Origin of the sequence: Psychrobacter piscatorii, from assembly GCF_904846415.1 — a bacterium.
GTDB classification, from domain to species: domain Bacteria; phylum Pseudomonadota; class Gammaproteobacteria; order Pseudomonadales; family Moraxellaceae; genus Psychrobacter; species Psychrobacter piscatorii.
Map to the genome: position 1 here is coordinate 59,759 of NZ_CAJHAR010000008.1, position 24,925 is coordinate 84,683.

Consider the following 24,925-nt stretch of genomic DNA (forward strand, 5'->3'; position numbering starts at 1 on the left):
AATCCTCTTTTCACTTACCGTATCAATGCGTATCTAACATATCGAAGCCTTTGACCAAATCATCAATTTGCTTAAGCTGACGTAAGAACGGCTCTAACTGACTCATGCGCAGCGCACATGGTCCATCACATTTCGCCGTTTCTGGACTTGGATGTGCTTCTAAAAATAACCCTGCCAATCCTGTTGCCATACCGGCACGTGCCAGTGTGGTAATCTGCTCACGGCGGCCGCCTGCACTATCACTACGCGCGCCTGGCTGCTGCAAGCTATGTGTCACGTCAAAAAATACGGGGATATCCATCTGCTTCATGGTGTCAAAACCTAGCATATCGACGACCAGATTGTTATAACCAAAGGCACTACCACGCTCACAAAGTATCAGCTTATCATTACCGCCTTCTAGACACTTATTGACGATATGACGCATCTCATGAGGGGCTAAAAACTGCGCCTTTTTAATATTAATGACGGCATCTGTTTTTGCCATTGCATGGACTAAATCCGTCTGGCGTGACAAAAAAGCTGGCAACTGGATAATATCAGCAACTTCAGCGACTGGTGCTGCTTGATGCGGCTCATGTACATCAGTGATAATCGGTACTTGGAATTTTTCTTTGATTTGCCCGAGCCAATCGATACCTTGCTCTAGTCCCGGACCTCGGTAAGAATGCAAGCTTGAGCGGTTGGCTTTATCAAAACTCGCTTTAAACACATAGCCGATACCCAAGCGCTCACATATCTCAACGTATTGCTCAGCAATCTCAAACGCCAACTCTTTAGATTCTAAGACGTTCATCCCACCAAATAATACAAAGGGTTGATCATTACCAATGTTGATCGTCTTATTATTAGGCGTGTTAAGTGCAATGTGTGATTGCGACGTTAATAGGTTTTCCATTTAGCCATTACCTCTTATTTTGTTATGAATATGTCTGTCCCATATTGTAACGGATAGCTTGATGAAAAAAAGTATGCAAGCGTAATTAGATAGCATCAATATCGATAATCATTGAGCAACTATCCGCATTGCTCAAAATCAAGCAAAAAAAAGACCGATCCGAAGATCAGCCTTTTTTATAATAAACTCTTTCGATACACATTACATTCTGAGAGCTATTTTGCTTCGCTGTGGTTTTTCGCAGCTTTGACAAAGCTATTGAACAGTGGATGACCACCACGTGGTGAGCTAGTGAACTCTGGATGGAACTGTACGGCAACGAACCATGGATGCTCGCTAATCTCAACCGACTCTACCAAGTGCTGTTTGGCAGAATAACCAGAGATCGTCATACCCGCTTGCTCTAATGGCTCAATATAACGGTTGTTCATCTCATAGCGATGGCGATGGCGCTCAGTGATATTGCTCGCGCCGTAAATTTGGCTTAGCTTGCTACCAGAAACCAATTCGGCTTGCTGTGCGCCTAGACGCATCGTGCCACCAAGGTCTGAGTCATCACTGCGAATCTGTAGCTCGCCGCGCTCATCTAACCATTCAGTGATAAGCCCAATGATTGGCTCAGCTGTCTTACGATCAAACTCAGAAGAGTTGGCATTGATATTAAGTACATTACGCGCATACTCAATCACGGCCAACTGCATACCAAGGCAAATGCCTAGATATGGCACATTATTTTCACGAGCATAAGTAATGGCTTTTATTTTACCCATCGTACCGCGCTCACCAAAGCCACCTGGTACTAAGATAGCATTGGCATCTTTTAGCTGCGCCAATAGAGTGTCGTCACCTTCTAAACGCTCAGCATCGATATAGTCGATTTTGACATCAACTTTATGCGTGATACCTGCGTGTAGTAATGCTTCGTTGATAGATTTATAAGCATCTGGTAGCTCAACGTATTTGCCAACCATCGCAACTGTCACTGTCCCTTCAGGGTTAAGCTGGGCTTCAACCACTTTATCCCAATCGCTCAAATCTGCTTCGGGCACATCAAGACCAAAACGCTCACAGATGAGATCATCAAGGTCTTGCTCATGTAGCGTGCGCGGTATTTGATAGATACTTTGCGCATCTTCACACATAATGACCGCACGCTCTTCAACGTTAGTGAATAGCGCAATCTTACGACGGTTGTCTTGTGAGATATGGTGATCAGAGCGGCAAATTAGGATATCAGGCTGTAGACCGATAGAGCGCAGCTCTTTTACAGAGTGCTGTGTCGGCTTGGTTTTTGTCTCACCTGCACTGGCAATATAAGGTACTAAAGTGAGATGCATTAGCATAGCTCTGTTACGGCCAAGCTCTACTTGCATCTGACGTACGGCTTCCATAAATGGAAGCGATTCGATATCACCAACCGTACCGCCGATCTCGATAATCGCGATATCATAGCCTTCGCCACTAGCAAGAATTTTACTTTTGATTTCATCAGTAATATGCGGAATAACCTGTACCGTACCGCCTAGATATTCACCGCGGCGTTCTTTATTTAAAACGTTCTGATAGATACGACCACTGGTGAAGTTATTACTTTTGCTCATTTTTGAGTGACGTAAAAAACGCTCATAATAACCCAAATCCAAATCTGTCTCTGCACCATCTTCGGTGACGAACACCTCACCATGCTGAAACGGACTCATCGTACCTGGATCGACGTTGATGTACGGATCCATTTTGGTCATCGTGACAGTCACGCCACGTGCTTCTAAGACCGCTGCAAGAGAAGCTGCGGTGATACCTTTTCCTAGTGAGGACACTACCCCACCGGTCACGAATATAAACTTGGTCATAGTACTCTGTCGGTAATTGGTAAAGAAGGATTTTACTAAAAATACGCCATAAAATATAGGGCAAAAATGCAAACTGTTTGAAACTCTTATATTTTCGTGCTGCTAACAAACATTTTTCTATTATTAAAACGCTACACAACAAAAAACTCACCCCGAAGGATGAGTTTTTATAAACAGATTCTAATGGTTAGACTAGAATAAGTATTCTAGACCAGTACCAAGTACGAATACTTCAGCATCGCCAGGTGCACCAAAAGTTGTTACATCACCATCTACATTCACAGACTGAATATTGTCAGCTTTGTTCATACCAGCATAAGCATGAGCAATGATGTTGTCTTTAAAGAAGTACTGACCACCAACAACGATCTGGTCTGAATTTGCATCATCTACGCCATTCAGGTTATCAGTTTTGTTGTACTGAGTATAAATAGTTGCTGGACGAGCAAAGTTAGTTAGACCCATTGAAGCACTAACAACCAAACCTTTTTCTTTCTCAGTATCACCATCATAGTCATAATCAGCTACTTGATATAGAGCACCAAGTGTTACAGGTGCTGCGATGTACTTACCTAAATCGACACTAGCAGTACCACGGATGATATCACCGTCGATGTTTTGGTCTTTGTCATAAGCTAGACCAGCTGTAAAGCCTGTGCCTTGATCAAACATCGCAGCAACGCCAAAGCCAGAATTATTATTGAAGTCATCATCATCAGAGTTATACATGGCAAACATTTGTAATGGAAGACCTTCATACTTCGGTGAAGTCCAAAGAACTGAGCTATTGATACGGCTACTATCTGCCATGTTTAGTGCTTCAACAACATCGTCTCTCATTTCGTTGTTGCCTAGGTTATCCCAGTAACCTACGTTAACCACAACGTTATTAATTTTGTCTAAGCTAGATTGGTTTTTACCAACGCGGAGCTCACCATACTGCTTGTTGGCTAAACCAAGGTAAGTGTCACGGTTAGAAAACGTTGCATTATCACCATCGATACTTGTGCCATACTCTAAGCGATAGATTACATCAGTATTAGCTGTCATGGCTTCAGAACCCTTGAAGCCAATACGTGAAGAGTTAGAGTTGATCTCTACTGTATCTTCATCAAAATCAGCTGCTCCAGCAAGCCTTGAATCAAAGTCAGCATTTACATAGTCAGCACTTAAGAATGCTTTACCATAGATAGTCGGAGCTGCATTGGCGGCAGAGACAGATAGGGCAGCAACTGCTGTAGCTAAAAGTAGTTTTTTCATGGGGTATCTCCACTTTACAATTGTAGTAATGAGCAAGCTATTATTAGCTGGCGCCCATAATGGTATCGTCACAAATCCTCAAAGATATAATGTGTAACTGGCTACCGAGATTAGTCAGAAACAAGTGTGGCGAATCTTTATTACAGCAAGATGAAAAGAACAATAATTTACACGACTGGGATTAAGAGCGTAACTGCCGTGTAACCTGTTGTCTTTATCATTCCATTGCGTAACATCCGTTACCAAACTCATACTTCGAGTACAAGCATAACAACTTTGACATAATTTGCAACATATTTTTTTGATTTTTCGATACACTCAGTATCAAATGATAATCCATCTATAAAATCCAAATAGCCACAAAAAAAAGCGCTATCTACTCAAGTAGATAGCGCTTTTATTGATTAATATCGTTACTTATAGTATTAAAGTTTTTTAATAAATACAAAACAATTGCCCAAGAAATAGTACCATCTATTGATAAATAAATAGCGCTCATGAAGAATCGACTGGCGCATTTATGACATATTTAGCGTCACAAACGAGCAAGATTAGATACTACACCTTAGGCTTCAGCATACACTAAAACACCCATTGCTAAGCCGACCTCTCTAAGCATTGGCTTTTAGATCAAGGCGTGCTTGATGCAACAATGGTTCAGTATAACCACTAGGTTGCGCGCGTCCCTTGAAGACCAAATCACAGGCTGCTTTAAATGCATAAGAGTTATCAAAGTTATCTGCCATTGGCTGGTAATCACTATCGCCTGCATTTTGCTCGTCAACGACTTTCGCCATACGTTTCATTGTGTCCATCACTTGCTGCTCGCTTACCACGTCATGATGCAACCAGTTGGCAATATGCTGGCTAGAGATACGTAAGGTAGCGCGATCTTCCATTAAGCCTACATCATTGATATCAGGTACTTTGGAACAGCCAACGCCTTGGTTTACCCAGCGTACCACATACCCTAAGATACCTTGAGCATTGTTTTCAAGCTCTTGCTGCTTCTCTTCCTCTGTCCAGTTGGTATTTTTTGCCAATGGAATGGTCAAAATGTCATCTAAGCTGGCACGCTCACGCGACTTTAGGCTGTCTTGCACATCGGCCACGCTAACTTGATGATAGTGTATGCTATGTAAGGTAGCACCCGTTGGTGATGGTACCCAAGCCGTACTGGCACCAGATTTAGGATGCGCCGCCTTAGTATCCATCATCTCTTTCATTTCGTCAGGTTTGGCCCACATGCCTTTGCCAATTTGAGCATGACCTTGCAAACCAGTCTCTAGACCGATATCGACGTTCCATTGCTCATACGCAGGTTGCCATGCCTGCGACTTCATGTCGCCTTTTGGCACAAATGGACCAGCATTCATACTGGTATGCATCTCATCACCGGTACGATCTAGGAAGCCCGTGTTAATGAAGATAACGCGTTCTTTTGCTTGGCGAATCGCTTCTTTTAGATTGACCGTCATACGGCGCTCTTCGTCCATGATACCGATTTTGAGCGTATTACGCTCTAGACCCAGCAAGTCTTCTGATGCATTGAACAGATCATTGGCCATTTTGACTTCTTCAGGGCCGTGCATTTTTGGCTTCACAATATACATAGAGCCTTGGCGTGAATTTGATAGCTCGTTTTTGCCTTTGATATCATTGAGTGACAACAGTGGCGTAATTAAACCATCCATTAACCCTTCAAATATTTGCTCTTGACCATTGCCTAAATCAACCAAAATTGCAGGGTTCTGCATGAGATGACCCACGTTACGAATCAACAATAACGAACGTCCCGGCAAGATTAGTTTGCCGCCATCAGGTGTATTATATTCACGATCTGGGTTTTGTTTGCGAGTACGGGTTTTGCCACCTTTTTCAAAGGTCTCTTGTAAATCGCTGTTCATCAAGCCAAGCCAATTGCGATAGACTTCCACTTTTTCTTCTGCATCTACAGCAGCGACCGAATCTTCACAATCTTGAATCGCGGTCATGGCTGACTCAAGTAGCACGTCTTTGATATTTGCTGGGTCATCTTTGCCAACTGGATGATTACTATCAATCTGAATCTCAGCATGCAAGCCATTATTTTTGAGCAGTACACCAGTAGGCTGTTCGGCGTCACCGACGAAACCGACAAATTTGCTAGTATCTTTTAACTCTGTGCTGCTATCACCTTGTGCGACTTCAAGCTTGCCATCGACCACTTTAAAACCAGTCACATCATTGTATGAACCGGATGCGAGCGTGAAATGCTCATCTAGGAACGCTTTGGCATAGGCCACAACCGCAGCGCCGCGCTTAGGATTATAACTGCCTGTCGCTTCTTGACCGTTATCATTACTGATTACATCAGTACCATATAAAGCATCATATAGGCTGCCCCAACGTGCATTGGTCGCATTTAATGCATAACGAGCGTTACGTACTGGTACGACCAGCTGTGGCCCTGCGATATGAGCAATTTCGTCATCAACATTTTCTGTACTGACCGTAAAGTCATCACCCTCTGGCAGCAGGTAACCAATATCTTGCAAGAACGCCTTATAGGCTGGATAATCGATTTCGCCATCTTTTGCAGGGTTATCCAAATGCCACTGATCAATCTGTGCTTGGATCTTGTCTCGAGTTTCTAGCAATGCTTTATTACGTGGCGTAAATTCCTTGATAACCTTCTCAAAACCTGACCAATAACTGTCTGAATCAACACCAACTTTTGGTAGTACTTCGTTTTCAATAAAGTCATACAACTGTTGGTCGATGGCAAGGATGCCTTTTTGAATGCGATTGGCGTTAGAAGACTGGCCCATGTTGTTATCCTTATCTATTGGTGAGTATTGGTAATACTAAATTGCTACAGCGACTATTTAAGACTCGTTATTTTTATAAACAATTATTCATAAAATAAAAGATATCATTGCTACATATGGTATTTGATGCTGATACATAATTATTTGTTAAAGAGGTTTTCATCAGTCCTAAAATAGACTGTATAAATCTTCTGTTTTAATACGCGAATTGTCATTGGTATAATACTTGCCATTATCTACTAAGTGCTATTGATAGCAAGGCACTGTGGCTAAAGAGTAAAATCTCATCCTACTATCAAATAATAAAATAAACAAGCAAACGCCATTTAGTAAATAAATACTCGGATTGTATAATAATGATATCGTATAAGATATAAGCCTCACAGACCATGAATACTATTTAGAAATTAATGAATGCTCAGTTGAGACTAAACTGTAAGTAATCATTACCATCTATAGTTATACTTAAATACTGTCCATTATTCAGGCAACTTACTTAGCCGTATTAACTGTAATCCATTATTTTGAAAGCACCTATAAATTAGCTGCTTTAAACTCTCATTTATAAAAAAGCCCTTTTAGATTATGACTATAAACCAGCCCGACCTCTCGTCCTTACAACCATCAGCGCATGGTACTGATCACTACGATATTCATAAGGATAATCTCGCAAAAGAAGCGACCCTTTCACTAGTAAATGTCGTTAACGAAAGCAGTATGGACGTAGAGGAAGATAGCGTCGATATTACGCATCTACGTACTCCTATAAAGGTAGACCTATCCCCTGTTTATAATTTTTTGGGTGCGCGCACGACGCAAGCTTGGATAGATGCCGCTATCGAGAACTTACCACTTATCATTCAGGATCATGCCAATTGCGAAAAGAAAGCCGCAGGCACCGCGATGAATTTGATATTTCGTTATGAGTTCTCTTATGACTTGCAGCGTAAACTTGCACAGCTGATACGAGAAGAGATGCTGCACTACGAGCAAGTACTGGGTATCATGAATGAGCGCGGTCAAGAGTGGAAATATCTAAGTGCAGGTCGCTATGCCAAGGGCATGCTGAAACATAAGCGCACTTATGAGCCAGCAGCGATGGTAGATGTATTGATAATCGGTGCATTTATCGAGGCGCGCTCTTGTGAGCGTTTTGCAGCGTTGGCTGAAGTCATTGATGATGAGCGTTTAGCAAAATACTATCGCTATCTGCTAAAGTCAGAGAGCCGTCATTTTGAGGATTACCTTGCGCTTGCCCAGTCATTATCAGATGACAATATCGATGAGCGCGTTGCGTTTTTTAAAGAAGTAGAAGCTGAATTAATAGATAGTCCAGACGCTGAGCTACGCTTTCATAGTGGCACGCCTGCCTGAGATCCACTTATGACTGATATACGTTTATAACTGATATACGCTTATAATTTATAGGTTATTAGAACGATAAAAGGCACTGCAATTGTCTGAGTCGTATGCTCTGACCGATTGCAGTGCCTTTATATTGATACTTAGAAAAAAATACTAAGAATACCAGTACTCAGATGTTAATAAGCATCTCTGTGTTTATTGTTTTACTTATTACCTTCCATCAATGAGCTGTCGTACTGCTTATCACTTTTAGCCACATTATGTGGATCGTGATCTCCAGCTGCTTTGTCTGCTGCCGCTGGATTTACTTTTTGTAGAGCGTCATCTGGTACGATGCCATTATTATCATCTGCATCTTTTAGACGATACTCGTCAGTGACTGGCTTGTCGTTTGGCATATTTGTCTTACTCCCTATTATTATAACTATCCATCCAATATTGTAAGCACCTCTAACTGTTATCTAAATAATATAGATATCAGTCAATAATTACGCAAATATCATAGCTCTTTGCTCAGCTTTCTATTGTCGGTCTAGTCTTTGTCATCAGGATTTAAGGTGCGAGTCTGAGCATTATCAACATTAGCATAGCGATTCATGTTGTTAATTTTCTGGCTATCAGGCCCTTCGCTTGCAACGGTACTTTCATTGATATTATCATCAAAACCATTACCCGGTTGATCACGGCGATCTGGCTGGCGAGCTGGGTTGTCATTTTTATTGACATGCTCAGATGCAACTACCCCTTCTTCAAAAGTATCCGTACCTTTGTTTTCAGTAATGTTTTCTTCCAACTCATCATGGTTCTTAACCGTCTGAGAGCCATCAACTGTCTCGTGAGTATCAGTTTCTGTTATTCTATTTTCATTTAAAGCAGGGTCTCTGGTTTCCATTATCTTGTCCTTATCGTTGTTATAATTATTGCTCATATCATCAAAAAGTTAGCATAGCGCTGCTATTAGCGATATCGACGGTTAATTGTCTTCTTGACTTAGATCATAAGCATTTAGATCTGAGACATTTTTACCGCCGGCAGGTAAATTCTCTTCTTTGCGCGGATCAGCATATATCTCATCAGTTTCTTGTGAGTCTTGTTCAGGACCATCTATCTGCGGCTCGTGCTTGCGCCCCTCATAGCTACCCTCAGGATTTTCTGGTGCAACTGCTGCTGGATCATCCACAATTACTTTTTCTTCAGTGGCTGCCTTTTCTGGAATACTCATAGCGTCTCCCTTGCATTTTTATTTGTTATTGCTGCCTGACTGGATATTCGAACTTAGCTTTCTAAAACTGCTAGGTCAGCTATTACTTGTCCGTGCGTAATTCGTCGTCAATGAAAGGGGTACGCTCTTCTGGATTAAGGGACTCAGGAGCGTCGGCTGTCTTTTTGTCTTCTAAATTCTTTTCGATTTCCTGACCATCTGCTTGCTCAGCCGCTTTTTTGATATCTGAAGTGTCGTTGTCAGTAGTACTCATAATGCATTCCTTGTTTTTATTGTTTATTTATTTTAAAGGTTCTGTAGCGCTGTATGAATATGTGCTCAAGCGTTTTTAGATAAAGAGTTATCAAGCTTTTGATACAACATATTAAAATGCACCAGAATTGGTATCAATTATAGGTAAGATATTGTGAGCTGCACCAGTGTGCTGCCGTATCAATATGTGAATAAATGTGAGGTTGCAAGACAGTTTGTAACTTTTATAACGCATTAACTAAAAAACCAAGCGCTGGCATGTACCAATACTTGATTAAATAGTGTTTGACTAAATAGTGCTTGGTCAAATGATGAAGATGGCCCTCAATCAGTTAGCTGGACTCGTCGACACCATTGATCACTTTTAGTAGGTGTTCTTGAGCAACGTGTGGCACCTCCCCTGCTGCTGGCTGAAGCTGCTGCCAAACGCCTGTGCCATCCAGTGTCCACGCTTGCGTGTTGTCTTGTAGATAGTTTAGTAGCCCATCCTGATAAATTTGCTTAAACAGCTTTTTGTTTTCAATCGGGAACGCAACTTCGACGCGATGGAACAGGTTACGATCCATCCAGTCTGCGCTGCCGCAATATAAACGCTCATCCCCATTATTATAGAAATAATAAATACGGGTATGCTCCAAAAATCGGCCAATAATAGAGCGTACAGTGATGTTTTCAGATAGTCCTTTTACTTGCGGACGCAAGCAACACATAGAGCGAAGGATCAGCTCAATTTTGACGCCTGCCTGCGACGCATCATACAATTTGTCAATCAGGCGACGCTCAGTGAGCGCATTGGCTTTGACGATAATATGAGCGCGCTTGCCTGCTTTAGCATGAGCAATCTCATCATCGATAAAGCTCATTAGTTTTTCGTGCAAGGTAAATGGTGCATGTAACAGTTTTTTGAGATTGGCAGGTTTGCCCATACCAGTGAGCTCTTGAAATATCTTATGCACATCTTCTGAGATATCAGGATCGGCACTGAATAAGCCATAATCTGTATAGACCTTGGCATTGGCCGCATGATAGTTGCCTGTGCCTAGGTGGATATAGCGGCGGATTCGATCTTCTTCACGGCGCACGATGAGCATGAGCTTGGCATGGGTCTTGTAGCCGACGATGCCATAAACCACAACCGCACCTGCTTCTTGTAAATAGTTGGCGACAGCAATATTGGAAGCTTCGTCAAAACGCGCACGCAACTCAATGACGGCCGTGACTTCTTTGCCGTTACGGGCGGCAGCGGCTAGCGCCTTAACGATCTCTGAGTTGGTACCTGAGCGGTATAATGTCTGCTTGATCGCCAACACTTTGGGATCGCTAGCTGCCTGCCAAAGCAGATTAATAATGGGTGAAAATGCATGAAACGGATGATGCACGAGCACATCGCTTTTGCGCATAGCGGCAAACATACTGGATGATTTATCTGATTTATCCATCTCTCGGCGAAAGGCTTTTGGCACGGCATGAGTAAATGGCTGATAACGCAGTCCCGGGATATTAAAATCAAACAATAAGCGCGTCAGATTGACGGGGCCATTGACGCGGTACAGCTGATTGTCATGCAACTCAAACTCGTTGAGCAAATACTCACTGATGTGCGCTGGGCAGTCAGTTGTCACCTCAAGACGGACTTTGTCACCGAAGCGGCGGTTTTCAAGCTCGCCCTCGAGTGCCTTGGCGATATCTTCTACATCATCCGCCAGATCCAAATCTGCATTACGTGTCAGTCTGAACTGATGACAACCCGTCACACTCATACCAGGGAATAACTCACCGATATGCTCATGAATGATGGCTGATAGCATCACATGATGCTCTTTACCACCCGTTAGCTCATCTGGCAGACGAATCACACGCGGCAGACTGCGCGGCGCTGGAACAATCGCCAAATTAATGTCGCGGCCAAAAGCATCTTTGCCTTCTAAAGTGGCAATAAAGTTTAAGCTTTTATTCACCAAACGCGGGAATGGATGCGCAGGATCAATGCTAATCGGTGTCAATACTGGTACAACTTGCTCGGTAAAATAACGCTTCATCCATGCAGACTGCTCGGCATTGAGCTCATCACGTTTTAGGTAGCGGATATCCTCGAGCGCAAGAGCGGGCAAAATATCTTCATTCAGAATACGATATTGCTCATTGATAGCGTCGTGAGTGATCGCAGAGATCTCGTTTAACACCTCGCTTGGGCGCATACCGTGAGCACTGGTCGATACGTCACCGATGTTGAGTTTTTGCATGATGCCAGCGACACGTATCTCAAAGAATTCATCGAGATTCGATGAAAAAATAATGAGAAAAAACAAGCGCTCAAGCAGTGGGTGACGAGGACTGGCTGCCTGCGCCAATACACGCAGATGAAACTGTAATAAAGACAAATCTCGATTGATATAACTGCTGGGTGAATAGCTGCCGTCTTCTGAGCGTTGCCAGTCGATGTCGGTCAGATCATTATAGTTACTGCTTACGCTCATATTTTTATTAACGTTTTCGTTGCCATCTTCACTCACACTATTAACGTCGATCATCTCGTTCATATCACCGCTGTTCTGATTATTATTTATCTCTACCACGTTACTACTCCTTTTGCGTTATCGATACGCCGTCGTCTTTATACTATCGTCTTAAAGGTTATTAACTATTATTCTTTCCCGTTATTCTTGTTGTTAAGGCTTCTTTTAAAAGATTAAGACGCTTGCGGTAATACCGCATTTTTCATACGTTTTTTGATAATACGTTGCTTGTTGCGCAAGCCTCTGTCACCTTGATTGTCTTCGTAATACTTCGGATTGGTAAGCATCCCAATGAGGAGCGCTGATTCGTCTCGGTTCAGATTGGCCGCAGATTTATCAAAATAATGATGCGCGGCGGCATCGATACCATAGATACCATTACCAAACTCTGCCACATTAAGATAAGCGGTCAAGATACGCTGCTTGTCCCACAGCGTTTCTATCATGACAGTAATGACAGCCTCTTCTGCCTTACGCACATAAGAGCGATGCGAAGTCAAAAATAGGTTTTTTGCTAGCTGCTGCGTAATGGTTGAGCCACCAGCGGACATTTTGCCCGTTTCTTCATTTTTCTTTTGTGCCGCTTTGATACCTTTAATATCAAAGCCATTATGCTGGCTAAACGTGGAATCTTCACTCACGATCGCTGCTTGTTTGACAGACTTGGCGATGGCATCGTACTCAGCCCATGTCTGCGTGACTGTGCCACCCGTTAGGCGATGCGTCAACATAAACATGCTGTTGTTAATCGGCTGCGTTTTCCAGATTAGTAGTAGTCCGGTGACCAAAATATGGAATGCGACAACCAATAACATAATAGCCAATAACAGACGTTTGATGAACTTGCCAAAACTTGTCATGCGCGATATCCGAGTGATTAAAAAAGTAATAAGCTGAGAGAAAATGAGTAATCTTAGACAGGAACTCATCTTACCTAATCTCACAATCGCTGTCATTATTTACACCACTTCTTTATGATGTAATAATAAACCAACTATTTTTTACTTCTCATCAAGTCAGGCTAACCACCAGCACTTTTTGGTCGTGTTAAGATCAGAGACCAACCATGCACAATGATAACAATATAGAAGTATTACGAGCGCGTGTTATTGCCGCAAGCCCAAACCTCAATACCACTGAAAATAGCAATCAATGGTGGCTACTGGGCACCTCGGGCTGCCATTTATGTGATATCGCTGAGCAAATAATTACTCAGTTTCAGGCGGTACAACCGATTAGCTACCAATATGTCGATATTGCAGATTTCGATGAGACGCTTATGATGGAATTTGCCACCACCATTCCCGTAATTCTGACACCATCAAAACGATTAGACTATCCGTTTTCAGTCATGGATTTACAGCAACTGTTAGCTCACAACTAACGGCACTTTGTTTTGATGTTATAGAGCTTTTAAATTTCTTATATTAGAATATCTACCGCTAATTTTAGCTAGTATGGTATTTCAATATTTGCTAGACTACTTTTATATTCTGTTTGGTAAATTGATTATACTAATGCTAATGATTTACTGATCAATAATCTCAACTCTCCAACCTTGCACTCTGTTAAATCATATACATACAATTCTCAGCGAAAGCACCTAAGAGCAACTATTAGGGCGTGTTTAACACGCCTTAATAAATATAGTTAGCTGAATGTAAAACTGTTATGGATTTAAACGCGCTACTGGTATAAATTTTACTTGCGTGCTGCGTTCCCAGAGGCTGCGCAAAATTCATCCCAGTAGCGCTATGACATTTTTAGAGTGTATCGACTATAGTAATAACTTAGTATGACTTTAAAACCAGTAAAAAATAAGCTGGTATACACAACAATAAGGACTGTTAATAACAATAAGGACTGTTAATTATGTACACTTTCTTAGCCTTAGCGCCAATTCTCGTTGTATTCATACTACTCATAGTTATGCGCCTGCCAGCTAAGATATCTATGAGTATTGCCTATTTGGTGACAGCTCTGCTAGCCTTTTTCATTTGGCACGCTAGTGGTGCTCAGGTAGCGGCTGCTACTGTTAATGGGATTATTGTGGCACTTACTATTTTATTCATTGTATTCGCAGCTATTTTACTGCTGAATACGCTGAAAGAAAGCGGCGCTCTTGTCGCCATACGTAAGGGCTTTATGGATATTTCACCTGATAGGCGCGTCCAAGCGATCATTGTGGCATGGTTGTTCTGCTCTTTAGTAGAAGGTTCATCAGGATTCGGAACACCATCTGCAGTGGGTGCTCCGCTGTTGTTGGCTTTAGGCTTTCCAGCGATGGCATCGGTCATGGTTATTCTTATCATTCAATCTACACCCGTATCATTCGGTGCAGTTGGTACGCCTCTACTACTTGGCGTTTGGTCTGGTATTACTGATAAACAAGATTTAGCACAGTCCATTGCCCCTACTACTGCCGAAAATTATTTATTACAGATTACAGCTAACGTAGGCCTTGTACATGCGCTTATTGGGTTTTTGATACCTTTAATTTTAAGTGCTTTTTTGACAAGGTTCTTTGGTGAAAAACGCTCCTTCATAGAAGGGCTTAAAGTATGGCCATTTGCCATTTTTGCAGGTCTTTGCTTTACTATTCCTTATTTTTTGGTTGCTAAATTTCTAGGGCCTGAGTTCCCTTCACTCATTGGCGGTTTCATTGGGTTGTTAATTGTACTTCCCGCTGCTAAGCGTGGTTTTTTGATGCCTAAAGATACTTTTGATTTTGCCCCTCGCGCAAAATGGGACAAAGACTGGCTGGGTACTTTAGACGAGGTAAAATATGATGATTCAGCAACCCCAAAGTTCTCTTTAATTCGTGCATTTTCGCCCTATTTCATTGTGATTGCCTTATTGGTCATAACTCGAGTGATTGCACCACTCAAAGCTTTTCTGGTAGGGGATTTAACAACCATTAGCCTTACTAATCTTTTTGGTACAACAATCTCTAGTAAGATACAGCTCGCCTATTCTCCTGGTAGCATTCTAATTATTACTTCTTTATTATGTATTTTACTGTTCAAAATGAATAGCCAAGCGGTAAAGCGCAGTTGGAGTAACTCGGCAAAGACCATGGTTGCTGCCGCACCAGCTTTGCTATTCTCGGTGCCTATGGTACAAGTATTCATTAATTCAGGCTCAGCCGCTGAAGTCGCTACTGCGCTACCGGCTATGCCAATATTACTGGCTGAAAGTGCTGCCGATGCTTTTCAAAATGCGTGGCCGCTAGTGTCTCCATGGATTGGGGCAATGGGTGCTTTCATCGCCGGTTCAAATACTATTAGCAATATGATGTTTTCATATTTTCAATGGTCAACAGCCAATCAGATCGGACTCAATAGCGACCTTGCAGCACAAGTAATAGCCTTGCAAGCTGTGGGTGGTGCGGCTGGTAACATGATTTCGGTGCATAATGTGGTAGCTGCTTGCGCAGTAGTCGGCTTGGTGGATAAAGAAGGCTATGTGATTCGCAAAACACTGCTAGCGATGATTTATTATGTCGTGCAAGCAGGTTTGATCGGTATGGCTATCATCTTCGGTCAAATATGGTGGTGGGCTTTAGCCGTTCTCTGGCCCATAACATTCTTTGGACTGATGTCTTTTTGTGGCAAATTTTCCCGTAGAAAACTGAATGGACGATAATCAGGCAAGCTGACGCTATTAAACTAGATCTAGTAGCGTTAGGTTAAGGTTGCCTTCTAGTTAAAACATAACAGCAATAAGAGATAAACCTATGAAAGACTTAACTAAAATCACCGAAATCGAAGATCTGCGCCGTGTCGCTGAGCGCAAAGTGCCGCGTATGTTCTATGACTATGTCGATTCAGGCTCGTGGACTGAGACCACCTATCGTAATAACGAGACTGACTTTGACCGTATCAAGCTGCGCCAGCGCGTATTGGTCGATATGGATAACCGCAGTCTGGCAACGAGTATGATCGGTGAGCCAGTCAAGATGCCTGTAGCCATCGCCCCAACGGGGTTTACCGGCATGATGTGGGCAGATGGTGAGATACATGCCGCACGCGCCGCTGAAAAATTCGGCGTGCCCTTTTCACTATCGACCATGAGCATCTGCTCTATCGAGGATGTCGCCACGCATACCAGTAAGCCGTTCTGGTTTCAGCTCTATGTGATGCGCGATCAAGATTTTATGGCCAACCTCATTCGCCGTGCCAAAGAAGCCAACTGCTCAGCGCTAATTCTCACAGCAGACTTACAAGTGCTCGGACAACGCCACAAAGACATCAAAAACGGTCTATCAGCGCCGCCTAAGCCTACTCTAGCCAATATCGTCAACCTCATGACCAAGCCGCAATGGTGTATGAACATGCTAGGCACCAAACGTCGCACGTTTGGCAATATCGTCGGTCATGCACAAAATGTAGAGGATCTGTCCTCACTCTCTGCTTGGACTGCCGAGCAATTTGACCCACGTTTGAGCTGGGACGATGTCGCGCGTATCAAAGACATGTGGGGCGGTAAACTTATTATAAAAGGCATCATGGAGCCTGAAGATGCGATCATGGCTGCTCGCAGTGGCGCAGATGCCCTAGTCGTCTCAAACCATGGTGGGCGTCAATTGGATGGCGCGTTGTCTTCCATCTCTGCTCTATCGGATATCGTACAGGCAGTACAAGCCGAAAACAGCGATATCGAGGTGTGGCTAGACAGTGGCGTTCGCTCTGGTCAAGATGTCTTAAAAGCTATCGCATTGGGCGCAAAAGGCACGATGATTGGTCGCTCTTTTCTCTACGGATTAGGAGCCTACGGTGAAGATGGGGTGCGCCGCGCGCTTGAAATCATCTATAAAGAGTGTGATATATCCATGGCATTCTGTGGTCATACCGATATCAATACCGTCACGGATAATATCTTAGTAAAAGGTACATATGAGAACCTCAAAGTGGGTCGTTTTTAGAGCGGCTGATTGTAGAGCAATCGACGTTTAAAACTGGCTATACATAACATAATTTGCTCATACCCTTTATACTGTATCTATAACATTTTGATGACAGTTAGCCTTTATGACCATTCGACAATTATTAAAAACAGCGCCCGTCACTACCCTGCTATTAGCCAGCTTTATTGGGCTATTTGTCATGCAGCTAGTCACGGGCGTCGATGCCAATAACCCGTCAACTGAAGCGTTAGTTAAATGGGGTGCCAACGCCTTACCCTTAACGATGATGGATGATCCATGGCGCTTGGCCAGTAGTGCGTTTTTGCACATTGGTCTCATGCATCTACTATTTAATGGCTTTGCCATGTATTTCTTTGGGCAGATTGCCGAGCCGATGTTTGGCTCAGCCAAGTTTTTGGCCTTGTTTTTACTGGCAGCCATCGGTGGCAATTTGCTCAATAACTATGTCACATGGCAAAGTATCATAGAAGGAACAGGACAACCCGGACTATCAGCGGGTGCTTCTGGTGGTATCATGGGGATTGGCGCAGCATTATTGATTGCCGCCCTGTTTAAGATATCGGTCAATGGCATGGTGCTCAATCTCAAGAGCTTGATCATCATCATGGCGATCAACTTGGTGTATGGCTTTGCCGTACCGGGTATCGATAATGCTGGTCATATCGGCGGCGCGATCACAGGACTCGTCATTGCTTTGGCTTTTGCGATTGGTTATCGTCAGCGTCTCGCGGTCGCTATGCACAATGCCGCTATTGAGCAACCGCAGCGAGTCCACCCTTATCAAACTACCTATCACTACGGTGACCAAGGCAGCGATCAATATAATAGGCAATATAATAGGCAGTATAATGAGCCACTCGATAATTCAGACCGTTATGGCAGTAGTCCTATCGATCAATCATTTTCCCTCAATACTGATTCAATCAAGCAAAATGCTGAATTGGATAACAATGACTCTAGGTTAGACAACCGTGATGTGATTATGCCAGATATGCACGGCAGTGATATGGAAAGAGTTACTGCTGTAAATTTAGCTTTAAAGGACAATACAACTCACAGCACAGTCGAGTCTAAACACCCTATTAAACCTTCGTTTATTTGGCAATTATTACCGTGGCTTGCGATGCTGATTATTAGTATTGGCTTTGTCTGGTGGTGGCAAGATATTCATCAGCAAATCCTACAAGTGCTAAAAGCCATTGAGTAAATGCGCGTATTTATCTATCATTGCTAAATAGTTTCCAGTAACCGCCTATTCATTTAGACTACTTATTCGCTCTTTGCTCGTTTTTTACCTGACCTTACTACCCCGTTATTTCTACTCACCCACGAGACCCAATTATGTTAAAACTTGCAGCGCAACCTCACTTTTCTACGCGAGCCATGCTGAGCACGTTAACCGCTACGGCATTACTCAGTGTGTCTAGCATGTCTAGTGCCATCCCTTTTCTTAATAAAAACCTACCGACTGACAAAGACGCCGAATTAAGCGTTGGAGTCAATGTCATGGCGGTAAAATCCGCCTATGATCTCGAAGACAGCACTGAAATGCGTGTGCTGCCGGGCATTTTTTATGATAATAATAGGATCTATGCGCGCGGTGCTCAAGCGGGTGCGTATTTGATCAATGATGGTGTCAATCAGCTGTCTGCTTACGCGCAGCTCGCAGGGAATTCGTTTGATCCTGATGATGCTAATGGTGCCCTGCAAGGTCTCGATGAGCGCAAACTATCCGCAGAAGCAGGTATCAGCTATCAGCGTCGCACGCCTATCGGTGCGTTTCGTGGTCAGTTTGCGACCGATGTGTTGGACGAAAGTGGCGGTAATACTGGTCGCTTAACTTACCTTGCCAAGATCACGAGAAACAAGCTGACGGTCTATCCAAGCATCGGCTTTGAGTATCATGACGCGGCCTACAATGAATACTACTATGGCGTCAGTGAAGAAGAGTCAGCGGAAACAGGCGTTGCCGCTTATAAATCTAACTCAAGCTTGAATCCGTATGTCAGCGTTAGTGCCAACTACGACTTTAATGATAAATGGGCAGGATTTGCCAATCAAAGCGTGAGCTATGTACCCAATGAGCAATATGATAGCCCAATGGTAGACTCACGTACGGAAGCAGCGACAACGCTTGGTTTGCTTTATAAGTTCTAATTCAGACTAGAAGTTTGATACAAAAAAGACCTTACCGCGTGATGTGGCAAGGTCTTTTTTATTTAACACTCTATTTTTAACAATCGTCATAGTATCAGTCCTTGGTAATATTGGAGGGACTGACGGTGTTACCAAAATCACCTAAATAATTATAGATATAAATCTCGCGTCCTATCAGTAAAGGAAATTCTATATATTCTACAGGATGGCAGTCTCGTCGATGTGCTTCTATATAATCAACAAACCCCTTGTATGTCGCACTTTCCCAATTATGATTTCGACGAAAACTTCTCGCAAAGATTGCAATATGTTTATCTTTATAGCCATCTATAGATACAGTCAAAATCTTCATATTTATTTTTTTATCAATAAACGTACTTTCATAATACATACAGCCTTGTTTGAAATTACTTGGATCTTCCGCTAGCTTGTCGGCTATCAAGCGATATCCCCAAATTTTCATAAACAAACCTAGATAAATCAAAGAAAATATTATATAAAATCCAAATTGTTGAGACGTGGTGAATTGCTTTATATAGTCACGTAGATTTACTATCATTTGATATTCGCTTAAAAATAAAGGGGTCTAATATAGCTCTAACTGCTATGGCATCCTACTGGTTTGGATGAATAAAAGAACCTAGCCAAATCAGAAAGCAAAAAAAAGACCTTGCCACATTCTCATAAAGAAGTGACAAGGTCTTTTTATTTCTAAATTCTCAGTGGGGCAAATATGATGCTGCTACCAGAAAGACGAGGGCAAATTGTACTTATCGTACATTAAGCGAATCTGACGCCGTAGCAGGTCATTACTTGGTCTACTGCTTACTTAGGATGTACCATATCAGCAGGAATGACCCACTCATCAAACTGCGCTTCAGTTAGCAGCTCTAGCTCGACCGCCACTTGCTTCAAAGTCTTGTTTTCTTTATAAGCCGTCTTAGCGATTTTCGCTGCGTTTTCATAGCCAACATGACGGTTCAATGACGTTACTAGCATCAATGAGTTGTGCAAGAAATCATCAATTTTGTCTTTTACTGGCTCGATACCAACGGCACAGTTTTCGTTGAAGCTGTTGCAAGCATCGCCAAGCAGCTTGATAGATTGCAATAAGTTAAACGCGATAACTGGCTTATACACGTTTAACTCAAAGTTACCTGAGGCACCAGCCATGCTGATTGTCGTGTCGTTACCCATGACTTGAGCGACAACCATCGTCATTGCCTCTGACTGAGTTGGGTTTACTTTACCCGGCATGATAGAAGAGCCTGGCTCATTTTCAGGAATCGTCAATTCACCAAGACCACAACGAGGACCTGATGCTAACCAACGTACGTCGTTCGCGATTTTGTTTAAACTAGCGGCTAGTGTTTTTAGTGCGCCTGACGCAAATACTTCGGCATCACGAGCGGCTAATGCTTCGAATTTGTTTGGTGACGTAACGAATGGCAAGCCAGTCAAAGTCGCTAGTTGCTCAGCTGCTTTTACGGCATAGTCAGGATGGGCGTTTAGACCAGTACCAACCGCGGTGCCGCCTAGTGGTAATTCATATAGGCCTTGTAACGCGTTGTCGATACGAGTCAGTGAATGGTCAAGTTGGCTCACATAGCCGCTGAACTCTTGGCCTAGCGTCAAAGGCGTGGCGTCTTGCAAATGCGTACGACCAATTTTTACGATGCTATCGAATTCTTTCGCTTTTTTATCAAGGGTATCGCGCAATGCTTGGACCGCTGGAATCAATAAGCTGTTGATCTGACGCGCAGCAGCCACACGAATCGCTGTTGGGAAGCTATCGTTGGTAGACTGTGCATGGTTCACATGGTCATTTGGGTGAATCGGCGTATAGCTGCCACGCTCAGAACCAGCGATTTCGTTAGCACGGTTGGCCAGCACTTCGTTCATGTTCATGTTTGACTGGGTGCCAGAACCTGTCTGCCATACGACCAATGGGAACTGATCGACCAGACCACCATTGATGATTTCGTCAGCGGCTTGTACGATGAGATCACGCTTATCGCCTTCGATACGCTCTAGGCTTGCGTTGGTAATCGCAGCGGCTTTTTTGACCAGTGCCATCGCTTCAATCATTGGACGCGGCAAAGTCTCGCCACCGATTTTGAAGTTTTCGCGGCTACGCTGAGTTTGCGCGCCCCAATAAGCATCAGCTGGGACTTCTACGTTACCCATGGTGTCTTTTTCGGTACGAGTTGCCTGATTCTGTGTCGACATAACTACCCTCTTTACTGGTTTGTTGTTTTATGACTGCTCTAAAAAATGCAACATCTGCTGCACATAAAGGAGAATACGATATAAAGTGGCGTTATGATAGCATGACTAGGACGCGTTGAATATTCACAAATCGCCTTGGTCAATGCCTAAAAACGAATGTCTAAAAACGTCTGTCACCACCAATCTGATACTTCATTGGATAAGATATCTATGCACTCTGAAAAAATACTCACTGAGTCAAAAACTCTTAACTCACAAGAACACATACTAAGTAACCTACCTAGACGGCACTTTACTCGCCAGCGTCGTCAGTTAAGCGACGGTGCCCGTAGAAATTTAGCGCAAGCAGCCAGCTTGCATTTGAGCAAACTACAACAGCGCTTGCCAGCAAATGCGCGTATTGGGTTATATTATGACGGCTTTGGTGAATTACCCACTCAGCCACTATTGGACTGGTGTAAGCGCTTAGGCTATTTACCTTATTTACCAGTTGTTGGTTCTCTCGGTCGTACTAGTAATGGCAGTGATGATAAACGATTGCGCTTTGTGCCTGTTTATCATTCAAAACTGCTCAATATTCCTACTCATGTTCATCAGCTTGGCATGAAACAAAATCATAGCCGCGCTCTACTATGGGCGTCAGAACTAGACATAATTATTTGTCCGTTAGTCGCGGTAGATGAACACGGTAACCGTATGGGCATGGGTGGCGGCTTTTATGATACAACGCTTGGCAAAAGCTATCGCTCAGGGGCTTCAAGGCCATTAAAGATTGGCTGGTGCTATGATTTTCAATTGGTTGAGCAATTAGTGCATCAACCGTGGGATGTGCCATTAGATGGCTTAATTACACCAAGCGGCATAAGGTGGTTTTGATGACGAATAATAAACAATCTAAAAAAGGCTCCAGCGCTGACAATGTGGATGAATATTTACAAACATTAGGCAATGAGGACGCTAGAGAGCTGCGTTACTACAGTCAAGAGCAACCGTTTAGCGCTGATGAGATGACACGGCTCGTCAATGAAGAACGCTTAAACGAGTTGCTCACGCAAAGTGATGCATTTTTGAGTAGTTTGAATAGTGAGATTGGGGGTTTTGATGAATAACATCTATAAATGATAGAGCACAATTTGAATAAACGCGGTTATATGTTAGTTTGATTTGATCGACGTTTTCTTTTTATTGCCAAACTATTGTTTCTATATAACCTATAAACTATACTTATCGCAAATAATTATCATTACAGTATAGGTCGTTGATCGTGGACAAAGTAAAAAAAGAGTTTATGTCGCCCGCTTCGCTACAAGTTTGTTTTTATCTGTTTGTGCTATTACTACTGGCCACGCCTGCGGCTTATATTTATGATTACAACGGCTTTGATTTTGCTGAACTAAGAACCTTTTTGCTAGCGCTTGCAGCATTTTATACCTTCGCGCTTAGCACTCACATTGAAATGCATCATATAAAGTCTTCTAGCAGCACATCTTTTCTACATTTTTTGATCCCTATATCTCAATGCTTTTCTTTGATTCTACTATCTTTGTTTGCGTTGGCCACTATTGAATACATCAACGGTGATTTGAGGCTAGATCGTGTTTATGACCCATTCATTACACTGTTTTTCGTATACCTGTTGCGCAAAAATATAGAAAGTATAAAGCAAGATATCGGTACTTAAGATAACCGTCTAATTTAATTATTCTAACAATCCTATAACTAATGCAAAAAAAAGACGCTTACCGATAAGCGTCTTTTTTGTTGGGTACTTGGATTGAGTTAAAGGGCTGACCAAATCACTTACAACACCATCGCCGCAATCCAACCAAAGGCCAGTAGTGGAATGTTGTAATGTAAGAAGGTCGGCACCACACTGTCTTTGATATGATCATGCTGTCCATCGATGTTGAGACCAGAGGTTGGCCCCAATGTCGAATCTGACGCAGGCGAACCCGCATCACCCAGCGCGCCAGCCGTACCGATAATCGCCACAGTAGCCAATGGCGAAAACCCTAAAGAGATACATAGTGGCACATAAATCGCAGCCAAAATAGGAATGGTCGAGAATGACGAACCGATACCCATGGTCACAATCAAACCGATCAATAGCATAATAAAGGCAGCCATCGCTTTGTTACCACCGAACAGTGACGCCGCCCCATCAACGAGTGGCTGAATCTGCTCAGTGGCTTTCATGACTTCAGCAAAGCCCTGCGCGGTAATCATAATAAAACCAATCATCGCCATCAGCTTGATACCGTCATTAAAGACACCATCAGCATCACGCCATTTCACCACGCCCGTCGCCATAAAGACACCAAAGCCAAACATTGAGCCTAAGAGTAGCGAATCAGTATATAGCTGCACAACGAAAGCCGTCACGATAGCAGCCAGTGCAACCAGCGTCTTCAGCTTGCTTTGCGACTGTGCGCCAGCGGCGGTTTTGCTTAATGCATCGCCTTCTACGACGGCATCATGCGCTTGCTGATCTATCGCAATCTGCTGATACGCACGTGGCTTACGGTAGCTTATAAATACCGCGACCAGCAGACCAAGTAGCATGCCAAGCGCAGGAATCGCCATGGCTTTTACCACAGAGATATTGCCAACATCGATACCCGCTTCGCCGACGTTTTTTAGCATAATCTGATTGAGGTAAATATCACCGAACCCATAAGGAATAAACATATAGGTGGTGACCAGTCCAAAAGTAATCAGACAAACAATTAAGCGTCTATCAATCTGCATGCGGTTAAACGCCAATAATAATGGCGGCACAAGCAGAGGAATAAAGGCAATATGAATAGGGATTAGGTTTTGGCTAAAGCAGCTCATGGTGATAAGACCTGCAAACAGCATGTACTTAATCATCCCACTCGTACCAGCGGCATCAATGCGTCTAATCACTGTCCCTGCCAACGATTGCGGCAAGCCCGAATGCGCAATCGCTACTGCAAAAGCACCAAGCAGTGCATACGATAGCGCAATTTCCGCCCCATTACGGATGCCTTCTTGAAAAGCATTTAACGTGTCGGTAATACCCAGACCTGCTAACAATCCACCTGCCAGCGCCCCGATTAATAGACTGAGCACCACGTGCACTCGCGAAAGTGACAGTCCTAGCATAATGATAACTGCCAGCAGTACCGCATTGATGGCCATGTGTTGCCCCTTGCTCTTTATAGCTTGGTCCCATTGAGACCGATGAATATTGACACTGATGAATATCGCTGTGCTGTCTAAAACGTCTTAATGTCGGCTCGTTTCTCAGACGCGTTTTTAGACGCGCGCCAGTTTACCTTATTTTGGATATAAAGCCTACGTATAGAACCAAGCAGACATCCACAGCGTTCAAGTATCACTCACATTTTTTAAGCCCTCTATATCTGCTGTCTGTCTTGTCACTTATAAGCCAATCACATTGTTAATGACTATGTAC

The 24,925-nt window shown here is 43.1% G+C and carries 21 protein-coding genes; 8 read left to right on the forward strand and 13 right to left on the reverse strand.

The window, feature by feature from the left end:
• Positions 1-22 precede the first annotated feature (22 nt).
• From kdsA to JMX83_RS05485, 4 genes are all read right to left on the reverse strand, one after another.
• Positions 23-898, reverse strand: coding sequence for a 3-deoxy-8-phosphooctulonate synthase (kdsA, locus tag JMX83_RS05470; RefSeq protein ID WP_201599525.1), 876 nt, complete (start codon positions 896-898; stop codon positions 23-25).
• A gap of 215 nt (positions 899-1,113) precedes the next feature.
• Positions 1,114-2,748, reverse strand: a complete 1,635-nt coding sequence (locus JMX83_RS05475) for a CTP synthase (protein WP_201599526.1) — start codon at positions 2,746-2,748, stop codon at positions 1,114-1,116.
• A gap of 192 nt (positions 2,749-2,940) precedes the next feature.
• A complete protein-coding gene (locus JMX83_RS05480) occupies positions 2,941-4,008 on the reverse strand; it encodes a porin (protein ID WP_201599527.1) in 1,068 nt (355 codons plus the stop codon).
• Between the two features lie 611 nt (positions 4,009-4,619).
• Positions 4,620-6,818: a malate synthase G gene (locus tag JMX83_RS05485; protein ID WP_201599528.1), complete on the reverse strand. Its 2,199-nt coding sequence runs from the start codon at positions 6,816-6,818 to the stop codon at positions 4,620-4,622.
• A 717-nt stretch (positions 6,819-7,535) separates the two neighbouring features.
• Between JMX83_RS05485 and miaE the strand changes: the two genes are divergently transcribed.
• The gene (miaE, locus tag JMX83_RS05490) at positions 7,536-8,192 is read left to right on the forward strand and encodes a tRNA-(ms[2]io[6]A)-hydroxylase (protein WP_201599587.1); all 657 of its coding nucleotides are present in this window, start codon (positions 7,536-7,538) and stop codon (positions 8,190-8,192) included.
• Positions 8,193-8,386: 194 nt separating this feature from the next.
• Here miaE and JMX83_RS05495 read toward each other — a convergent pair whose 3' ends face one another.
• The 6 genes from JMX83_RS05495 to mtgA all read right to left on the reverse strand — a co-directional run bounded on the left by JMX83_RS05495 (position 8,387) and on the right by mtgA (position 13,033).
• Entirely contained in the window at positions 8,387-8,581 is a 195-nt protein-coding gene (locus JMX83_RS05495) for a hypothetical protein (RefSeq protein WP_201599529.1), read from the reverse strand.
• Between the two features lie 134 nt (positions 8,582-8,715).
• Positions 8,716-9,075, reverse strand: coding sequence for a hypothetical protein (locus JMX83_RS05500; protein WP_201599530.1), 360 nt, complete (start codon positions 9,073-9,075; stop codon positions 8,716-8,718).
• A gap of 81 nt (positions 9,076-9,156) precedes the next feature.
• A complete protein-coding gene (locus JMX83_RS05505; protein WP_201599531.1) occupies positions 9,157-9,405 on the reverse strand; it encodes a hypothetical protein in 249 nt (82 codons plus the stop codon).
• A gap of 82 nt (positions 9,406-9,487) precedes the next feature.
• Positions 9,488-9,658 (reverse strand): hypothetical protein, encoded by a 171-nt coding sequence (locus tag JMX83_RS05510; protein WP_201599532.1) that lies wholly within the window; start codon positions 9,656-9,658, stop codon positions 9,488-9,490.
• A gap of 331 nt (positions 9,659-9,989) precedes the next feature.
• A complete protein-coding gene (gene ppk1 / locus JMX83_RS05515; protein ID WP_227675751.1) occupies positions 9,990-12,134 on the reverse strand; it encodes a polyphosphate kinase 1 in 2,145 nt (714 codons plus the stop codon).
• A 212-nt stretch (positions 12,135-12,346) separates the two neighbouring features.
• A complete protein-coding gene (gene mtgA, locus JMX83_RS05520; RefSeq protein WP_058024100.1) occupies positions 12,347-13,033 on the reverse strand; it encodes a monofunctional biosynthetic peptidoglycan transglycosylase in 687 nt (228 codons plus the stop codon).
• Positions 13,034-13,239: 206 nt separating this feature from the next.
• Here mtgA and JMX83_RS05525 point away from each other — a divergent pair, with 206 nt between their 5' ends.
• The 5 genes from JMX83_RS05525 (at position 13,240) to JMX83_RS05545 (ending at position 19,257) form a co-directional block, all read left to right on the forward strand.
• Positions 13,240-13,557, forward strand: a complete 318-nt coding sequence (locus JMX83_RS05525) for a glutaredoxin family protein (RefSeq protein WP_201599534.1) — start codon at positions 13,240-13,242, stop codon at positions 13,555-13,557.
• Positions 13,558-14,045: 488 nt separating this feature from the next.
• Positions 14,046-15,818: an L-lactate permease gene (locus tag JMX83_RS05530; RefSeq protein ID WP_093071257.1), complete on the forward strand. Its 1,773-nt coding sequence runs from the start codon at positions 14,046-14,048 to the stop codon at positions 15,816-15,818.
• Between the two features lie 91 nt (positions 15,819-15,909).
• Positions 15,910-17,097 carry an alpha-hydroxy acid oxidase gene (locus JMX83_RS05535; protein WP_201599535.1) on the forward strand — a complete coding sequence of 396 codons (1,188 nt, stop codon included), beginning with the start codon at positions 15,910-15,912 and terminating at the stop codon, positions 17,095-17,097.
• 106 nt (positions 17,098-17,203) lie between these two features.
• Positions 17,204-18,307 carry a rhomboid family intramembrane serine protease gene (locus tag JMX83_RS05540; RefSeq protein ID WP_201599536.1) on the forward strand — a complete coding sequence of 368 codons (1,104 nt, stop codon included), beginning with the start codon at positions 17,204-17,206 and terminating at the stop codon, positions 18,305-18,307.
• 134 nt (positions 18,308-18,441) lie between these two features.
• Positions 18,442-19,257: a MipA/OmpV family protein gene (locus tag JMX83_RS05545; protein ID WP_201599537.1), complete on the forward strand. Its 816-nt coding sequence runs from the start codon at positions 18,442-18,444 to the stop codon at positions 19,255-19,257.
• Positions 19,258-19,351: 94 nt separating this feature from the next.
• Here the strand turns inward: JMX83_RS05545 and JMX83_RS05550 are convergent, their stop codons facing one another.
• Positions 19,352-19,720: a hypothetical protein gene (locus tag JMX83_RS05550; RefSeq protein WP_227675745.1), complete on the reverse strand. Its 369-nt coding sequence runs from the start codon at positions 19,718-19,720 to the stop codon at positions 19,352-19,354.
• Between the two features lie 362 nt (positions 19,721-20,082).
• Positions 20,083-21,486: a class II fumarate hydratase gene (gene fumC / locus JMX83_RS05555; RefSeq protein WP_201599539.1), complete on the reverse strand. Its 1,404-nt coding sequence runs from the start codon at positions 21,484-21,486 to the stop codon at positions 20,083-20,085.
• 210 nt (positions 21,487-21,696) lie between these two features.
• Between fumC and JMX83_RS05560 the strand changes: the two genes are divergently transcribed.
• Together JMX83_RS05560 and JMX83_RS05565 are read left to right on the forward strand one after the other, a co-directional pair.
• Positions 21,697-22,362 carry a 5-formyltetrahydrofolate cyclo-ligase gene (locus JMX83_RS05560; protein ID WP_227675746.1) on the forward strand — a complete coding sequence of 222 codons (666 nt, stop codon included), beginning with the start codon at positions 21,697-21,699 and terminating at the stop codon, positions 22,360-22,362.
• Positions 22,362-22,595, forward strand: coding sequence for a hypothetical protein (locus JMX83_RS05565; RefSeq protein WP_201599541.1), 234 nt, complete (start codon positions 22,362-22,364; stop codon positions 22,593-22,595). Before JMX83_RS05560 ends, JMX83_RS05565 begins: the two co-directional genes overlap by 1 nt.
• 691 nt (positions 22,596-23,286) lie before the next feature.
• On the opposite strand, the gene JMX83_RS05570 is transcribed toward JMX83_RS05565, so the two are convergent.
• A complete protein-coding gene (locus JMX83_RS05570) occupies positions 23,287-24,648 on the reverse strand; it encodes a Na+/H+ antiporter family protein (protein WP_201599542.1) in 1,362 nt (453 codons plus the stop codon).
• Positions 24,649-24,925 lie beyond the last annotated feature (277 nt).

Excerpts from the sequence above, each read along its gene's own strand:
- JMX83_RS05540 (WP_201599536.1), top strand. The coding sequence starts at position 17,204 with ATGACCATTCGACAATTATTAAAAACAGCGCCCGTCACTACCCTGCTA.
- JMX83_RS05495 (WP_201599529.1), bottom strand. The coding sequence starts at position 8,581 with ATGCCAAACGACAAGCCAGTCACTGACGAGTATCGTCTAAAAGATGCA.
- mtgA (WP_058024100.1), bottom strand. The coding sequence starts at position 13,033 with ATGACAAGTTTTGGCAAGTTCATCAAACGTCTGTTATTGGCTATTATG.
- JMX83_RS05500 (WP_201599530.1), bottom strand. The coding sequence starts at position 9,075 with ATGGAAACCAGAGACCCTGCTTTAAATGAAAATAGAATAACAGAAACT.
- JMX83_RS05550 (WP_227675745.1), bottom strand. The coding sequence starts at position 19,720 with ATGAAAATTTGGGGATATCGCTTGATAGCCGACAAGCTAGCGGAAGAT.
- JMX83_RS05530 (WP_093071257.1), top strand. The coding sequence starts at position 14,046 with ATGTACACTTTCTTAGCCTTAGCGCCAATTCTCGTTGTATTCATACTA.
- JMX83_RS05505 (WP_201599531.1), bottom strand. The coding sequence starts at position 9,405 with ATGAGTATTCCAGAAAAGGCAGCCACTGAAGAAAAAGTAATTGTGGAT.
- JMX83_RS05560 (WP_227675746.1), top strand. The coding sequence starts at position 21,697 with ATGCACTCTGAAAAAATACTCACTGAGTCAAAAACTCTTAACTCACAA.
- JMX83_RS05570 (WP_201599542.1), bottom strand. The coding sequence starts at position 24,648 with ATGGCCATCAATGCGGTACTGCTGGCAGTTATCATTATGCTAGGACTG.
- JMX83_RS05510 (WP_201599532.1), bottom strand. The coding sequence starts at position 9,658 with ATGAGTACTACTGACAACGACACTTCAGATATCAAAAAAGCGGCTGAG.
- JMX83_RS05535 (WP_201599535.1), top strand. The coding sequence starts at position 15,910 with ATGAAAGACTTAACTAAAATCACCGAAATCGAAGATCTGCGCCGTGTC.
- kdsA (WP_201599525.1), bottom strand. The coding sequence starts at position 898 with ATGGAAAACCTATTAACGTCGCAATCACACATTGCACTTAACACGCCT.
- ppk1 (WP_227675751.1), bottom strand. The coding sequence starts at position 12,134 with ATGAGCGTAAGCAGTAACTATAATGATCTGACCGACATCGACTGGCAA.
- JMX83_RS05545 (WP_201599537.1), top strand. The coding sequence starts at position 18,442 with ATGTTAAAACTTGCAGCGCAACCTCACTTTTCTACGCGAGCCATGCTG.
- JMX83_RS05525 (WP_201599534.1), top strand. The coding sequence starts at position 13,240 with ATGCACAATGATAACAATATAGAAGTATTACGAGCGCGTGTTATTGCC.
- miaE (WP_201599587.1), top strand. The coding sequence starts at position 7,536 with ATGGACGTAGAGGAAGATAGCGTCGATATTACGCATCTACGTACTCCT.
- JMX83_RS05480 (WP_201599527.1), bottom strand. The coding sequence starts at position 4,008 with ATGAAAAAACTACTTTTAGCTACAGCAGTTGCTGCCCTATCTGTCTCT.
- JMX83_RS05485 (WP_201599528.1), bottom strand. The coding sequence starts at position 6,818 with ATGGGCCAGTCTTCTAACGCCAATCGCATTCAAAAAGGCATCCTTGCC.
- JMX83_RS05565 (WP_201599541.1), top strand. The coding sequence starts at position 22,362 with ATGACGAATAATAAACAATCTAAAAAAGGCTCCAGCGCTGACAATGTG.
- fumC (WP_201599539.1), bottom strand. The coding sequence starts at position 21,486 with ATGTCGACACAGAATCAGGCAACTCGTACCGAAAAAGACACCATGGGT.
- JMX83_RS05475 (WP_201599526.1), bottom strand. The coding sequence starts at position 2,748 with ATGACCAAGTTTATATTCGTGACCGGTGGGGTAGTGTCCTCACTAGGA.